The organism is Mycobacterium sp. IS-836 (assembly GCF_001954275.1).
Classification (GTDB): Bacteria; Actinomycetota; Actinomycetes; order Mycobacteriales; family Mycobacteriaceae; genus Mycobacterium.
Genome location: NZ_MBEU01000010.1, coordinates 41540 through 55508, shown reverse-complemented (window position 1 = coordinate 55508; position 13969 = coordinate 41540). Strand labels below are relative to the sequence as shown.

Sequence of the window (13969 nt, the reverse complement as noted above, 5' to 3'; positions counted from 1 at the left end):
GGAGGTGGGACGGCAGTGACGCAGAACGTGCCAGCGGGTCGCGGTTCAGTCGGCGGCCGGCTCCCACGCACCGCCCATCTCGGGCCAACCCGTCGGGTCGGGCCGCGCAGCTACATGCCACCGCTGCTCGGACTGCTGACCGTCGCGATCATCTGCGCGATTTTCGCCGTGGCGATAACGCTGTTTCAGGGCGGCTTCAGCGAAACCGTGCCGGTGACGGTGATCTCGCAACGCGCCGGTCTGGTCATGAACCCGGACGCCAAGGTCAAGATGCGCGGCGTGCAGGTGGGCAAGGTGGCCTCGATCGATTCGCTGCCGAACGGCCAAGCGGCCATTCATTTGGCGATGGATCCGTCGCAGTTACGCTTCATTCCCAGCAACGTGCTCGTCGACATCGCGTCATCGACGGTGTTCGGCGCGAAGTCCGTCGAGCTGGTGCCACCCGAGCAGCCCTCGGCACAGCGGCTACGCAGTGGCCAGACTCTGCAGGGCCAGCACGTCATGGTCGAAATCAACACGGTTTTCCAGCAATTGGTGTCGGTGCTGTCCCACATCGACCCGCCGAAGCTCAACGAGTCACTGGGTGCGCTGGCACAAGCGTTCAGTGGGCGGGGCCCGCAGCTCGGCCAGGCACTGAGCGACCTGGATTCGTTTCTGGCCAAGCTGGAGCCGAGCCTTCCCGCATTCAGGCATGACCTCGCGGTCTTACCGGAGGTATCCAACGCCTACGCCGACGCGGCACCGAACCTGGTGAAGACCGCGGCCAACGCGGCGCGGATCAGCAAGACCCTTGTCGACGAGCAGCACAACCTGGATGCGTTGCTGATCAGTGCGATCGGCTTGGCCGACATCGGCAACGACGTCTTGTCGACGAACCGCCAGCCGCTGACGAATGTGCTGCATCTGCTGGTGCCGACCACCGATCTGACCAACGAGTACCACGAGGCGCTCACCTGTAGTTTCGGCGGCCTCATCCAGATTTCGCACGGGGCGCCGTTGTCGGAACCGAGCATCAACATCTCGGCGAGCCTCACGTGGGGCGCCGAACGTTACCGGTATCCGACTAACCTGCCCAAGGTCGCGGCGACGGGCGGCCCGCGATGCGTGGGCCTGCCGAAGATTCCGTTCAACTCGGCGCCGCCGCAATTGATCGCCGATATCGGCGCCAATCCGACGCAGTACGGAAACCCACAGCTGCTGCTCAACTCCGATCTTCTCAAACAGCTGTTGTATGGGCCGATCGCCGGGCCGCCACGCAACTCCGCCCAGATTGGAATGCCCGGATGAGAACGCGCGCCACGCTGGTCAAGTTCGGCATCTTCGCGGTCGTGATGGCGGTCCTCACTGCGTTCCTGTTCTTCATCTTCGGCCAGTACCGGACGGGTTCGACGACCGAGTATTCCGCGGTGTTCACCGACGTGTCCCGCCTCAAGGCGGGGCAGTCGGTGCGGGTCGCCGGGATCCGGGTGGGAACGGTCAATAGCGTGTCGCTGCGGCCGGACAAAAAAGTTGTGGTCAAGTTCGACGCCGACCGCAACGTCGTCCTTACCGAGGGCACCAGGGCGGCGGTCCGCTACCTCAACCTGGTGGGCGATCGCTACCTCGAACTCGTCGATGGTCCGGGGTCGATGAGGCATCTGGCCTCCGGCGGTCAGATTCCCGTCGACCGCACCGCGCCGGCGCTTGACCTCGATCTGCTGCTCGGCGGACTGAAACCCGTTACCCAGGGCCTGAACGCGCGCGATGTCAACGCATTGACGTCGGGATTGTTGCAGGTCTTCCAGGGCCAAGGTGGGACTCTCGAGTCGCTGTTCACCAAGACGACGTCATTTTCGAATGCCTTGGCCGATAACGATCAAACGGTGCAGCAACTGATCGACAACCTCAACACCGTGGTGTCGTACATCGACAAGGAGGGCGGCAATTTCTCCGGCACGATCGATCGCCTCGAGAAGCTTGTCAGCGGCCTGTCGAATGACCGCGACACGATCGGGTCCGCCATTGACGCTCTGGATCAGGGAACCGCCTCGCTGGCGGATCTGCTCGCCGAGGCCCGCCCGCCGCTGTCTGGCACCATAGCGCAGTTGAATCGGCTGGCGCCGATACTCGATGGCGATAGGGACCGCCTCGACGCCGCAATCGCCAAGGCGCCACAGAACTACCGCAAGCTGGTGCGACTCGGCGTGAACGGCGCCACCATCCCGTACTACATCTGCCAGTTCGGGCTCCGCGGCACGGATCTTCAGGGAAAGACCGTGCGCGCCAATATCTTTAGGTCAGATGCAGGAAGGTGCACGGAACCCTGATGCTCAAGTATCGCGGAGCTGGGCTCATTAAGGCCGGATTCATCGGCGCGGTCTTGATCGTGCTGGTCATCCTGGTGGGTCTGTCGCCTGACCGGTTCATTTCATGGGCGACGATGGTCCGCTACCAGGCGCTGTTTTCGGAAGCCGGCGGTCTTGCGGTCGGCAACCCCGTAGTTGTGTCGGGGATGAAGGTCGGCACGGTGTCGGATGTGAAGCTGCGCCACGGCGATGCTCTGGTGACGTTCGCGATGAGGGGCAACATCCTGCTCGGGTCGGACACTTCCGCACACATCCGCACGGGCACGCTGCTGGGCGAGCGGATGCTGACGGTGGAGTCCGCTGGCAGCGGCACGATGCACCCGATGGCGATCATCCCGGTATCGCGTACGTCCTCGCCCTACTCGCTGACGGAAGCGGTCAGCGACTTCGCATCGAACACCGCCGAAACCAACACCGCGGCGCTGAATCAGTCGTTGGACACGCTGTCGACGACGCTCGATCAGATCGCACCCCAAATGGGCCCGGCGTTCGACGCGCTTACCCGGTTATCGCGCACCCTCAACAGTCGTAATAAGAACTTGAGCGACCTTTTCAAGAGTGCCAGCGACGTCACGGGCATACTTTCCCAACGCAGCCAGCAGGTCAACAAGCTCATCCTCAACTCCGACGATCTGCTCCAAGTCCTCGTGGCGCGGCGACAAGAGATCGTGGACCTACTGGCCAACACGTCGGCGGTGGCCAAGCAGCTAACGGCATTGGTGCACGAAAACGAAGCCATATTGGCGCCCACGCTGGAGAGGCTGAACCGCGTGACCGCGGTGCTGGAAAAGAACCGCGACAACATCGGCAAAGCGCTGCCGGGTCTCGCCAAGTTCCAGATCACGGTCGGTGAGGCCATTTCCGGCATGTACGCCTACCAGGCGTTCGCCCCCAACTTCCTTATCCCGCAACTCTTCAACGCGTTGTTCGACTACCTCTGGGGATTCCGCACCTTTGACACTTCGAAGGGGCCCGGCTTCCCATCGCCGATACCTCGGTCGCTGACCCCCTGGCCGTACAACTCCATACCGATGTGCCCTGGTTGCACGTTGGGCGGACGGATCGGAGGGTCACAATGATCTCCCGGATCCCGCGCAAGCGGCTCGCGGCCGTGGCGGCGGTTGTGTTAGTCGGGCTCATCGTTGCCGGCGCCGCCGTCGTCGTCCGCAACACGTTCTTCGGCCCGCGGACGATCACCGCCTATTTCACCACCGCCACCGCGATCTACCCCAATGACGAGGTGCGGGTTTCGGGTGTCAAAGTCGGCAACATCAAATCCATTGAACCGCAAGGCACCCGTGCCAAGATGACCCTCGAGGTCGACCGCGACGTGCCCATCCCGGCGGACGCAAAGGCGGTCATCGTTGCCCCGAATCTGGTGGCCGCCCGGTACCTCCAGCTCACGCCGGCCTATCGCGATAGTGGACCGGTCATGCGCGATGGGGCCGTCATACCCGTCGAACGTACCGCGGTGCCGGTCGAGTGGGACGAGGTCAAAACCCAGTTGATGCGGCTGGCAACGGATTTGGGGCCCAAGAGTGGAGTATCGGGCACATCGGTGGGCCGCTTCATTGACAGCGCCGCCAACGCTCTCGAAGGCAACGGCGACAAGCTGCGCCAAACGCTCGGTCAATTGTCAGGCGTGGGGCGGATCCTCGCCAACGGCAGCGGCAACATCGTCGACATCATCAAAAACCTGCAGACCTTCGTCGGTGCGCTGCGCGACAGCAACATCCAGCTCGTGCAGTTCAACGACCGCCTGGCCACGCTCACCAGCGTGGTCAACGACAGCAAATCAGACCTCGACGCGGCGCTGACCGATCTGTCGACCGCGGTCGGCGAGGTGCGGCGGTTCATCGCCGGGACTCGCAACCAGACCAGCGAGCAGATCGCCCGGTTGGCCGACGTCACGCAGAACCTGGTCGATCACCACATGGCCCTGGAAAACATACTGCACGCCGCGCCGAACGCGTTCGGCAACTTCTTCAACGACTACAACGCCGACACCGGAACCATCGTGGGCGGATTCGGGCTCATGAATATGGCCAATCCCACATGGGGGGGCCAGGTTCTGCTGTCCGTACCGGGCTGCGACCAGATCGGCGCCATCGCAAACATCACCTCGGTCGAATCGGGCAAGCTGTGCGCTCTGTTCATCGGACCCGGATTGCGACTAACCAACTTCAACAACTCACCAATTCCGCTCAACCCGATCATCGCCAAGTCGATTGACCCGTCCAAGATCCTGTACACCGAACAGCGCCTGGCGCCCGGCGGCGAGGGCCCGAAACCCGGACCACCCGAGATCCCTCCCGCCGTATCGGCCTACACCGGCCTGCCGGGTGATCCGGTGGGACCACCGGGGGCGGTGCCGCCGGAGCGGATACCGGGCGCGGCGATGCCGCTGCCGCCGCCCGCGTCGACACCGCCACCGCCGCCGCCGGCGCCGACCGTGTCGGACATGCTGCTGCCAACAGACGGGCCCCAACAATGATCGCCCGGGTGGCGGCTCGGCGGGTGTTCGCCGTCGGCTGTTGCGTGGTGTTGACGTCGACGGGGTGCGCATTCCACGGCCTGAACTCACTACCCCTGCCCGGTGCGGTCGGACGCGGGCCCGGCGCCAACATCTACCACGTCGAGTTGCCCAATGTCGGTACGATGGAATCGAATTCGCCGGTGATGATCAACGACGTCGTCGTCGGCAGTGTCGGTGAGATGAGGGTGCAAGCCTGGCACGCCGATGTCGAGATCTCGGTCAAGCGCGATGTCGTCGTCCCGGCCAACGTAGTAGCCACCGTCGGTCAGACCAGCCTGCTGGGCTCGATGCACGTGGAGCTCAATACTCCGCCCGGTCAGCAGGGAAGCGGACGGCTGCAGCCCGGGGCCACCATTCCGCTGAGCCGGTCATCGGCCTACCCGTCCACGGAACAGACGCTGTCGTCGTTGGGCGCGGTCGTCAACGGCGGCGGGCTGGGACAGATCGGGGAGGTCATCCACAATTTCTCCGCCGCCCTGTCCGGCCATGAGGGCGCCATACGCGACCTGATTACCCGCCTGGACACTTTCGTGGGAACGCTGGACGACCAGCGCGACAACATCGTCGCCTCCATCCAGGCACTGAACCGGCTTGCCGGCACATTCGCCGACCAACGCGACGTTCTCACCGACGCGCTGCGCAAGATACCGCCGGCGCTCGAGGTGTTGGTGAAGGAGCGGCCGCGTTTAACGGCCGCGCTGGATCATCTTCGCGTGTTCAGCAACACCGCCAACAGGTTGATCAACGACTCTCAGGCCGACCTCGTCAAGAATCTCAAAAACCTGGAGCCCACCATCAAAGCGCTCGCCGACGTCGGGCCGGAGTTCGGCGCGGCGATCGCGGCTTCGTTCGTATTCCCGTTCACCCAGAACTTCGTCGACCGAGCGGTCCGGGGCGACTACTTCAACCTGCATTTCGATTTCGACCTGACGATTCCACGGCTCAAGAGGACTTTGCTGCCGGGAACCCACTGGGGGCAGCTGGACATGCCCCTGCCGCCGGTGCCCGGCGACCCGTATCGCTTGCAATACACGCTCGACCCATTGCATAACCCCCTGAGGCCACCGTGGGTCGATCCCAATGCCCTGCCGCTGCCCCCACCTCCGCCGGGTGCGGTACCGGGACCGGGGCCGGGACCGGCGAATTATGGGCCCCCGCCCGGGCCTTTTGGGCCCCCGCCCGGGCCGCCGCAGGGTGCGGAGTCGGCGCCGACGGAAGGCGGTGGGTAGATGCTGTCGCGCTTCGTCCGGATCCAGCTGGCCATCTTCACGACCGTCGGGATCATCGGCGTCATCGCCATGGTCCTCTTCTACATCCAGGCGCCGACCCTGCTCGGCATTGGCCGAATGACGGTGACGCTAGAGCTGCCTTCCACCGGCGGCTTGTACCGGTTTTCCAACGTGACCTACCGTGGGGTTCAGCTCGGCAAGGTCACCTCGGTGGGGTTGACGCCGACCGGCGCGAAAGCCACGCTGTCGCTTAGCACTTCACCCAAGGTCCCCGCGGACCTGACAGCGGAGGTGCTCAGCGTCTCCGCGGTGGGTGAACAGTACGTGGACCTGCGGCCCAAAACCGATTCGCCGCCCTACCTGCACGACGGTTCGGTCATCGCCGCGCGCGACACGACGATTCCGCAGCCGGTCGGGCCGATGCTCGATCAGGTCAATGCCTTGGTCCAAAGCATCCCGAAGACCAAACTCGGACAATTGCTCGACGAGTCCTTCCAGGGTTTCAACGGAACCGGATACGACCTGGGGTCACTGTTCGATTCCACGACGACGATATCCCGCGACGCCAACGGCGTCGTCGATCGCACCAAAGCCCTCACCGAAGACACTGGGCCGCTGCTGGATACGCAGGCGCGCACCGCCGATTCGATCAGAACCTGGGCACGTAGCTTCGCCGGCATTTCGGATGTGCTGGTGCAGGACGATTCGAATTTCCGCACCATATTGCGCAATGGTCCTGAGGCGGCGAACGAGGCGTCCCGGCTTCTCGAACAGATCAAACCGACGCTTCCGGTGTTGCTTGCCAACCTGACCACCATCGGGCAGATCGGCGTCACCTACCACCCTTCGCTCGAGCAACTGCTGGTGTTGCTGCCGTCGGGGGTTGCTGTCGAGCAGGCCGCTACGGGTGAGAACCAGACGGATGGTATGGCTCACGGTGACTTCGCATTCACGGTCGACGATCCGCCCATTTGCACCGTCGGCTTCATGCCACCCAGCCAATGGCGATCCCCGGACGACCTCACCGACATCGACACGCCGGACGGGTTGTATTGCAAACTGCCGCAGGATTCACCGATCGCGGTTCGCGGTGCCCGCAACTATCCCTGCATGGGTCACCCGGGCAAGCGCGCGCCTACCGTCGAAATCTGCAACAGTGACAAGCCGTTCATGCCGCTGGCGATGCGCCAGCACACCCTCGGGCCCTACCCACTGGACCCGAACCTGATCGCCCAGGGCGTCCCGCCCGATGACCGGGTTACCGCCAACGACCGAATCTTCGGCCCGGTCGAGGGCACGCCGCTGCCACCTGGCGCGGTGCCGCGCGGCACACCCGCGGGCCCGCGCGGAGAAAATCCGCCACCGGGCACGGCCGGCGCAGCAGTCCCGCCTGTGCCGTCGTCTGGACCGCCCCCGCTGGCGCCCATGTCGAGAATGTCGGCTGACCTTCCGCCCATAGCGCCACTCGACGTCCCGGTAGCGGGTGAACTTCCCGCAGCGCCCGCCGCGCCAGCATCGCCCGCAGCACCGGCCATTCCTCCCGATCCCGCACCCGCCGACACCGTCAGCGGCGGAGGCCCCGAGGCTGCGCCAAGCTCGTTCGGAGGCAACGGATCTAAGCCGGCGCCCTCGGTCGTGGTGGCAAAGTACGATCCGCATACTGGTCGTTACGTCGGGCCGGACGGAAAGTTGTACGAGCAGTCGGATCTCGCGGCCTCGAAGGCAACCAAGACGTGGAAGGACCTGCTGCCCACCTGAATCCGGCCCGAGGGGCGGAGAAATGAAGCTACGACCGCCTGGTCAGGAGAGCTGGTCTAGGCGCAATGGCATCGTGATATCAAGCCACTGGTTTTGCCCGCAGGCACCGCTTGGGCCGACTGTCTTGTCCTTGCCGGCGAGGGTCCGCGACCCGAGTTGATATCCACCATTGTCGTTCACCGGGTAGAAAAAGAAGGTTTGCATTCCGCTGAACGCGGTGCCGCCGTCCTGACACCGCTCCCAGTCCGGCACTTCGTGTTTCGCCTTCCACATCTGCCCGTCAAGCATATAGAGAGGCGCGCTCCATCCCTGGTCGCTCGTCAGCGTGCCATGGCATTCCTGGGTTGAGACGCACGACGAACTGATGGTCCACGTTTGGTAGACCGTCGGCTCGCCGAAGTACTGATCATTTCTCATCGCCCAATCGCCAATGGACGTGGCGCGGAAAGTCCCGTTGAGGGCCACGTCTTCCTTGGTTATTGCGTGGGCTGTGGGTGCAGTGCTCAAACCACCGAATGCGGTTGCGGCCACCAGCGTTGCGGTGGTGAGTGTTTTGACTGAACGCATCAGGTGCTCCTCGAAACGCGTAATGCGACAGTGCCTGTGGCACCTTTTTCGCCGTCGGTTGCGGCGTTCCCGAGCGATGACGTTACACCGCTTCGGCCGAGGAGGTAACGGCTGGAACAAGATTTGGCGCGCTCACGTGGTTGGATCGAATTTCGCGATCAGCCAGGAATCGTCGACCTTTTTCAGCGTGACCAGAACGGCGCTCTGGGTTTTCTCAGGATCCTTTTTTTGCAGGCTTGATGTCGTCTGGTCGACGAAGACCAGCACGACGGCCGAATCGGGATGCAATTCCGAAACTGCGGCCCGAATCACCTTGGCGGTCGCCGTCAGTTGCCCCTGTTGCGCCGTCGGCCCGACGACATCGTCGCTGAATTTCTTGTAGTAGGCCAGAAAGTCGCCGCTGAGATGCGATTTCGCGTTGTCGAAATCGCGATTCAAATGGTCGTAGGAATACGACAACACCGCCACCGCACCATCTGACGCCGCCTGGATGGCACGACGCGCCGTCGCATCGTCGACCCGCTGATCCGGCCGGTACACGATGAAGTAAATGCCGGCGGCGGCTCCCACGGCGGCGACGACCAACGTTCTCGCGACTATTGAGCGCCACTCCGCCGAATACCGGCGCGCCCAGCACCGGACCGCTGTCAGCCGGCGCAAGCGTGCCGATCCCTCGTCGGCGGGCGGCCGCTCATCCTCTTCGGCGCGGGGGGACGCCATATCGTCAAATGCTGTTTCGTTGCTATCCAGCGACGCGCCACGCTTGACGGTCATGACAGGAATTCGACTCTCGACATCTTGAGCTGACCCCCGTCGCGGTCCAAATTGACACTGAGCCGAAACAAGGCCGGGGGCGGTTTGACGTTATCCGGCCCGAAGGGAGCGGTTTTCGCCGCCACAAGCACGACTCCCGAATTGTCGCTCAACGACTGGACGGCGACGCCTTCGATAGTGACCTTGCTGCCAACCTTCGTGTCCTCGGCCTTCTTGACGATGAGAACGGACAGCACCGAAAGCTGGTTCTTCTGGTCGCCCGTCGAGGCATCAATCATGCGTTGGACGCTCTCCTTGGCATGATCGGGGTCGATCGAGATCAGCGCCGTGACCCCTTGCCGGGCGGCCGCGGTGAACTCGGCTGTGAGCTGTCGCTTATGCACAGCGGTGTGGTGCTGCCACAGCATGTACCCGCTCGCGCCGAGAGAGGCGGACACGAGGACGGCGCCGACGGCAACAGCTACTGTTTTCCGCCCCGGGCGGTGGAGCCACCGAGGTCGCTTCGGACGACGCGGCAACCGTAGCCGTTTCCGGGTCTGCTTTGGAGAAGGTTGCTCGGCATCGCCGGACATGGCGTCGTCGTCCGTGTCCTCGGTTTCCGCGGCCCCGCGCAGCTGTACGAGGCGCGCCCGGGCCGCCTCAGCGCGCGCTTCAGCCTCGGCAACTTCGTCTTCTGCGCCCGCATCCGGCGCGTGACCTACAGCGCCGGCGTCGTTCGCTGAGCGCGACTGCGGTTCGGCGGGGTCGGTTACCTCCGTCGGGTCACCAAAATCGTCAGCGTCGGGCCCCTCCGGATCGTGCACGGAGCAGTAGCTTATCACTTGGGCCTGCGCTGAATCCCGTCATCGGGCGCCTGCCGCGCGGCCTCTTACCTGCGGAAATGTACCCCTTGCCAAGGGGCGAAGAGCGTTCGGGTCGTTGCGCGCGCACATCGGTTGGTGCCGAGGCAATCGCTAGTGGGTCCGTTTGAAAGCGAGTAGCGTGAAGCGACCATGTTGGCTACATGACGTATTGGGAGAAGATTACGATGCGGATCCCCAATTTCGGCACCGGTCAGCGAGTTACCGCGGTGGTCGGCATGGCCATCGCCGTCTCGCTCATCGCCCCGGGCGTGCTGATGGGGGTGCCGTCTGCCCACGCTGACACTGGGATCGATGGTTACGTAAGTTGCGTAGGCGGCGACACTAAGCCGCCGCCGCCGGGGGTAAATGCAGAAGTTTGGTTTCCGAGCGTTTATGTGATCCAGCACGATTTCGATGGTGGTGTTCCCTCTGCCCAAATAGTCCAGCGATTGGTGGACATGGGAGTCGCGCCGGGCGATGCCGCTACCCGAGTGCGTTGTTTTGTGGCCAACCAGCCGCGCGGGCAAGGGCGTTGACGCGGGCGTCAACCGAGCCCCACAATCATCTTCTCCAATCAGGAGAATTTTCTTTCCAGTCCTTTTCGGGTGTGGCAAAGTAATGGGGTGCGATCGATCGTGGCGCTGGTTGCTGCGTTGCTCGGTGCCGGCCTCCTGGCGGCGCCGCCCGTCTCCGCGGGGCCGACGGTGTGCGACTACCCCGCCTGCACTCCGGGCATCATGGCGCATCAGGTCCTGGGCGCGCCGTGCGACAACACCACCTATTACGCATTCGGGACCGCGGACTATTACGTCTCCTTCGCCTCAGAGCCCGGGCGGCTGATGTTCTGCGGCTCGCCGAGGAGATACCAGCCCCGCTGGTTCCGCTCACCTCCGATGGCGGGAGTCAAGGACGAGGGCGCCGACTGTCACGAGTACCTGAACTACGTCGCGCAGGCGCCCGATGGCCTCTTTCTCGTCTGCGTAGGCCATGACGGCATAACGAGCTGGGTGCGCGGCGACACGTAGTCGCGCTGTTTCATTGCTGATGCAGGCCGAGTAGTCGCCGGCTGAGGTCGGTAAGCCGATCGATCAGCGTCTTGTCATCGATATCGGCGACCAGCGGGTGCATCACCGCGCTGCTGATCGCGCCCGAGAACATGGCCGCCTCGATCCGTCCGTCCAGACCGGCATCGCTGAGTAACACTCGATACACGCGGTCCATGAAGCGTCGCAGCGGTTCGTGTTCGGCCAGTAGCCGAACCACCACGGGATCGAACTGCAGCGTGCGCACCAGCCGGCGATCGCGAACGGCCATCTCGACCATGCGAACCAACAGCGCGTCGCGGGCCTCGGACCCGTCGCCGTGCGCTTCCGCTTCCTCGAGCGCCGGGAGCAGTCGGCTGAATTCGCGCTCGGAGACCGCGAGCACGATCTGGTCCTTGGTCCGGAATTGGTGGTAGACAGCGGCTTTCGTGATCCCGACGGCATCGGCGATCATCTGCAGCGACGTACCGCTGGCGCCGTGCTCGGCGATCAACTCCAGGGCGGCATCGAGTACGCGCGTGCGGGCGGGGCTGTGCTGGACGATCCTCAGCTCGCCGTCGGTGACCGCCTGTCGTGCTGTCCTCACACGACGAGACTAGCCGATCGGCTATTGACCGAAGCTAGCCGATCGGCTAGCTTCGCTGACGAGCCGAGTGGGCCACGCGATTTCGTGGCGGGAGGAGCCAACGATGTCCGACATCGGCGGGAACGAGGGACCAGACCGGGGATCTCCGCGAGCAGCGCTGCGCCGTACCGACGGCGAGCTGATCCTGCTCTGGACGTTGCCGGTGACGGTGATCATTTTTGTTGCCTGCTTTCTTCTGTTTCCGGGCTTCAATCCGCCGATGTCACCCAGCATGACGGCCGAGCAGGTCGCCGCGTTCTACCGCGATCCCGCCCACCTCCCGCAGATCCGCTACAGCATGATCGTGTTCAACTGGTTCGGGGTGTGTCTCGTCCCGATTCTGACCCTGATCGTGATGCAGATCCGCAGGATGGCCCATCGCACGCCGATCTTCTCCTACGCGATGCTGGGCTGTGTGGCAGGCGGTCCCACCCTGTTCCTCGTCGCCAACGTCTGCTGGCTGTTGGCCGCCTTTCGCCCAGAGCGCAGTCCCGAGTTGACTCAATTGCTCAACGATTTCGGCTGGATCACCTTCACCATCGTGGTCCCCTTTCTGATCGGGCAAAGCGTGATCCTCGCCGTGGCAATCTATTTCGACGACCAGCCGCACCCGATATTTCAGCGTTGGGTGGCCCACTTCAACCTTCTGGTGGCCGCCGCGCTAGTCCCGGCCGCGTTCGTGGGCGTGACCCTGACCGGGCCCCTCGCCTGGGATGGACTTCTGTCCTTTTGGGTGAAAAACGTTGCCATTGCGGTCTGGATCGTCGTGATGGGCGTTGTTCTGGGGCAAGCCGTCTATCGCGAGCGCGCGGAGTATCGGCGGCGTGGCGAAGAATTGGTCTCCGCATGAGCGCGGTGCTGACACCGCAGGAATCCACGGCCACACCACCTGCGGGCCCGCTGCATCGTCGGATCGCCTGGCACTTGCGGCACGGTCCCAAGCGCGAGCTGTGGTTGGCGTGGACAACGCTCATCGTCTTTTACAACTTGTTCTTCCCGGTGTTCTTCATCGTGGCGCAAGTTCAGCCGCCGCCGCAGCCGACGTGGGACCTAGCGACCCAGGTTCATTGGTTCCACGAACGCCACCTCGGGATACCGATCGGCTTTGGCATCATCTTCGCGGTCACGGGCATGACCGCGGTGAACAATGCGCTGATCGCGTATTCGATGCGACGCATGTCGGTCAGCCGCGCGTTCGGCTATTCCTACCTGCTCATTTACTCGCTCAGTGCGATTCCCGGCATGCTGCTGCTCTGTATCGCGTTGATCGTCGCGACGCTTCGACCTGAGCGAGACCCCGAAGCGGTCGGCTGGCTCTACGATTTCGCCTTCCTGTCTTTCGACGGAACCATGGGAGTGTTCCTGATCGGTTCGCTGATCTGGATGCTGGCGATTCTGCTCGACCAGAATCGGGTGTTTCCCAAGTGGTTCGGCTATCTCAATCTGTGCAACGCGCTCACCGAGGTTGTCGTAGCACCGTGCTGGATCTTCCGGCGTGGCGTGCTGGCATGGAATGGCCAAATCGCTTGGTGGTTGGACATGGTCGTGTTCGGCGTCTATCAAGTCACTTTCATCGTCATGCTCTTTCGGATGATCCAACGTGAAGACTTCGGTGCCGGGCCACTGCCCGACCTCTCCCGGAAGAGGGCGACCGCGCAATGACCGACGTCGCCGATAAGGACAAGCGGGCCAGATTCGTGCCCGGCCAGCCCGACATGTGGGCGTTCGTGTTGTTCGAGACGTTGGTCTTCACCGGGTATTTCGGCTTCTACCTGTTCTATCGCGCCCGAAGCCCCGAGCTTTTCCTGCACTCCCAGGCTCACCTGGACCTACGGATCGGGGTTTTCAACACCCTGGTGTTGCTGCTGAGCTCGTGGTCGGTGGCGCGCTGCGTTCAGTCCTCTCGCGCCGGCGCGTATCGAGCGGCGCTCAGGGACGTCTATATCACCGCAGCGTTGGCTGCGGTCTTCCTGTTTTCCAAGGTGTTTGAGTGGGCCCGGCTGGTCGGCATGGGAAATGGCTTGGACAGCAACGACTTCTTCACCTACTACTTCTTCCTCACCGGGATCCATTTTGTGCACCTGCTGATCGGCTTCGTCGTGCTGGGTGTCATCGTCTACCAACTTCGCGGCCCGGCGGCGCCGAAATCCCAGGGGTCGCAGGAACTTGTCGAAACATGTGCCACCTATTGGCACACCGTCGATTTCCTCTGGGTGCTCATCTTTGCGTTGCTGTACGTGGTGAGGTGAT

At 63.5% G+C, this 13969-nt stretch carries 15 protein-coding genes; 11 read left to right on the top strand and 4 right to left on the bottom strand.

Annotation, left to right across the window (positions count from 1 at the left end):
• The first annotated feature begins 15 nt into the window (after nucleotides 1-15).
• Genes A5747_RS04695 through A5747_RS04670 form a run of 6 tightly spaced genes read left to right on the top strand, consistent with a single transcriptional unit; the run spans nucleotide 16 to nucleotide 7868 of the window.
• Nucleotides 16-1287 carry an MCE family protein gene (locus tag A5747_RS04695; RefSeq protein WP_076122500.1) on the top strand — a complete coding sequence of 424 codons (1272 nt, stop codon included), beginning with the start codon at nucleotides 16-18 and terminating at the stop codon, nucleotides 1285-1287.
• On the top strand, nucleotides 1284-2306 hold the full coding sequence (locus A5747_RS04690; RefSeq protein WP_076122499.1) for an MCE family protein: 1023 nt from the start codon (nucleotides 1284-1286) through the stop codon (nucleotides 2304-2306). The genes A5747_RS04695 and A5747_RS04690 overlap by 4 nt, the downstream gene beginning before the upstream one ends.
• The gene (locus A5747_RS04685) at nucleotides 2306-3424 is read left to right on the top strand and encodes an MCE family protein (RefSeq protein WP_076122750.1); all 1119 of its coding nucleotides are present in this window, start codon (nucleotides 2306-2308) and stop codon (nucleotides 3422-3424) included. The genes A5747_RS04690 and A5747_RS04685 overlap by 1 nt, the downstream gene beginning before the upstream one ends.
• Nucleotides 3421-4839: an MCE family protein gene (locus A5747_RS04680; protein ID WP_076122498.1), complete on the top strand. Its 1419-nt coding sequence runs from the start codon at nucleotides 3421-3423 to the stop codon at nucleotides 4837-4839. The genes A5747_RS04685 and A5747_RS04680 overlap by 4 nt, the downstream gene beginning before the upstream one ends.
• Complete coding sequence (locus A5747_RS04675; protein WP_076122497.1) at nucleotides 4836-6110, top strand: MCE family protein; 1275 nt, start codon at nucleotides 4836-4838, stop codon at nucleotides 6108-6110. Before A5747_RS04680 ends, A5747_RS04675 begins: the two co-directional genes overlap by 4 nt.
• Complete coding sequence (locus A5747_RS04670; RefSeq protein WP_076122496.1) at nucleotides 6111-7868, top strand: MCE family protein; 1758 nt, start codon at nucleotides 6111-6113, stop codon at nucleotides 7866-7868.
• A gap of 42 nt (nucleotides 7869-7910) precedes the next feature.
• Here the strand turns inward: A5747_RS04670 and A5747_RS04665 are convergent, their stop codons facing one another.
• The 3 genes from A5747_RS04665 to A5747_RS04655 all read right to left on the bottom strand — a co-directional run bounded on the left by A5747_RS04665 (nucleotide 7911) and on the right by A5747_RS04655 (nucleotide 10012).
• A complete protein-coding gene (locus tag A5747_RS04665; RefSeq protein ID WP_076122495.1) occupies nucleotides 7911-8435 on the bottom strand; it encodes a hypothetical protein in 525 nt (174 codons plus the stop codon).
• A gap of 132 nt (nucleotides 8436-8567) precedes the next feature.
• Entirely contained in the window at nucleotides 8568-9209 is a 642-nt protein-coding gene (locus A5747_RS04660; RefSeq protein WP_142245451.1) for a hypothetical protein, read from the bottom strand.
• Nucleotides 9206-10012 carry a hypothetical protein gene (locus A5747_RS04655; RefSeq protein WP_076122749.1) on the bottom strand — a complete coding sequence of 269 codons (807 nt, stop codon included), beginning with the start codon at nucleotides 10010-10012 and terminating at the stop codon, nucleotides 9206-9208. Before A5747_RS04655 ends, A5747_RS04660 begins: the two co-directional genes overlap by 4 nt.
• 275 nt (nucleotides 10013-10287) lie before the next feature.
• Here A5747_RS04655 and A5747_RS04650 point away from each other — a divergent pair, with 275 nt between their 5' ends.
• Together A5747_RS04650 and A5747_RS04645 are read left to right on the top strand one after the other, a co-directional pair.
• A complete protein-coding gene (locus A5747_RS04650; RefSeq protein WP_083667254.1) occupies nucleotides 10288-10587 on the top strand; it encodes a hypothetical protein in 300 nt (99 codons plus the stop codon).
• Between the two features lie 87 nt (nucleotides 10588-10674).
• Nucleotides 10675-11076 carry a hypothetical protein gene (locus A5747_RS04645; protein WP_233147951.1) on the top strand — a complete coding sequence of 134 codons (402 nt, stop codon included), beginning with the start codon at nucleotides 10675-10677 and terminating at the stop codon, nucleotides 11074-11076.
• Between the two features lie 10 nt (nucleotides 11077-11086).
• Here A5747_RS04645 and A5747_RS04640 read toward each other — a convergent pair whose 3' ends face one another.
• The gene (locus A5747_RS04640; RefSeq protein ID WP_076122493.1) at nucleotides 11087-11680 is read right to left on the bottom strand and encodes a TetR/AcrR family transcriptional regulator; all 594 of its coding nucleotides are present in this window, start codon (nucleotides 11678-11680) and stop codon (nucleotides 11087-11089) included.
• A 103-nt stretch (nucleotides 11681-11783) separates the two neighbouring features.
• Here A5747_RS04640 and A5747_RS04635 point away from each other — a divergent pair, with 103 nt between their 5' ends.
• Genes A5747_RS04635 through A5747_RS04625 form a run of 3 tightly spaced genes read left to right on the top strand, consistent with a single transcriptional unit; the run spans nucleotide 11784 to nucleotide 13968 of the window.
• Complete coding sequence (locus A5747_RS04635) at nucleotides 11784-12569, top strand: hypothetical protein (RefSeq protein WP_076122746.1); 786 nt, start codon at nucleotides 11784-11786, stop codon at nucleotides 12567-12569.
• A complete protein-coding gene (locus A5747_RS04630) occupies nucleotides 12566-13381 on the top strand; it encodes a hypothetical protein (RefSeq protein WP_076122492.1) in 816 nt (271 codons plus the stop codon). Before A5747_RS04635 ends, A5747_RS04630 begins: the two co-directional genes overlap by 4 nt.
• On the top strand, nucleotides 13378-13968 hold the full coding sequence (locus A5747_RS04625; RefSeq protein WP_076122491.1) for a cytochrome c oxidase subunit 3 family protein: 591 nt from the start codon (nucleotides 13378-13380) through the stop codon (nucleotides 13966-13968). Before A5747_RS04630 ends, A5747_RS04625 begins: the two co-directional genes overlap by 4 nt.
• Nucleotide 13969 lies beyond the last annotated feature (1 nt).

Coding starts and splice junctions, on each gene's coding strand:
- A5747_RS04690 (WP_076122499.1), top strand. CDS start 1,284: ATGAGAACGCGCGCCACGCTGGTCAAGTTCGGCATCTTCGCGGTCGTG.
- A5747_RS04685 (WP_076122750.1), top strand. CDS start 2,306: ATGCTCAAGTATCGCGGAGCTGGGCTCATTAAGGCCGGATTCATCGGC.
- A5747_RS04680 (WP_076122498.1), top strand. CDS start 3,421: ATGATCTCCCGGATCCCGCGCAAGCGGCTCGCGGCCGTGGCGGCGGTT.
- A5747_RS04675 (WP_076122497.1), top strand. CDS start 4,836: ATGATCGCCCGGGTGGCGGCTCGGCGGGTGTTCGCCGTCGGCTGTTGC.
- A5747_RS04670 (WP_076122496.1), top strand. CDS start 6,111: ATGCTGTCGCGCTTCGTCCGGATCCAGCTGGCCATCTTCACGACCGTC.
- A5747_RS04665 (WP_076122495.1), bottom strand. CDS start 8,435: ATGCGTTCAGTCAAAACACTCACCACCGCAACGCTGGTGGCCGCAACC.
- A5747_RS04660 (WP_142245451.1), bottom strand. CDS start 9,209: ATGACCGTCAAGCGTGGCGCGTCGCTGGATAGCAACGAAACAGCATTT.
- A5747_RS04650 (WP_083667254.1), top strand. CDS start 10,288: ATGGCCATCGCCGTCTCGCTCATCGCCCCGGGCGTGCTGATGGGGGTG.
- A5747_RS04635 (WP_076122746.1), top strand. CDS start 11,784: ATGTCCGACATCGGCGGGAACGAGGGACCAGACCGGGGATCTCCGCGA.
- A5747_RS04630 (WP_076122492.1), top strand. CDS start 12,566: ATGAGCGCGGTGCTGACACCGCAGGAATCCACGGCCACACCACCTGCG.
- A5747_RS04625 (WP_076122491.1), top strand. CDS start 13,378: ATGACCGACGTCGCCGATAAGGACAAGCGGGCCAGATTCGTGCCCGGC.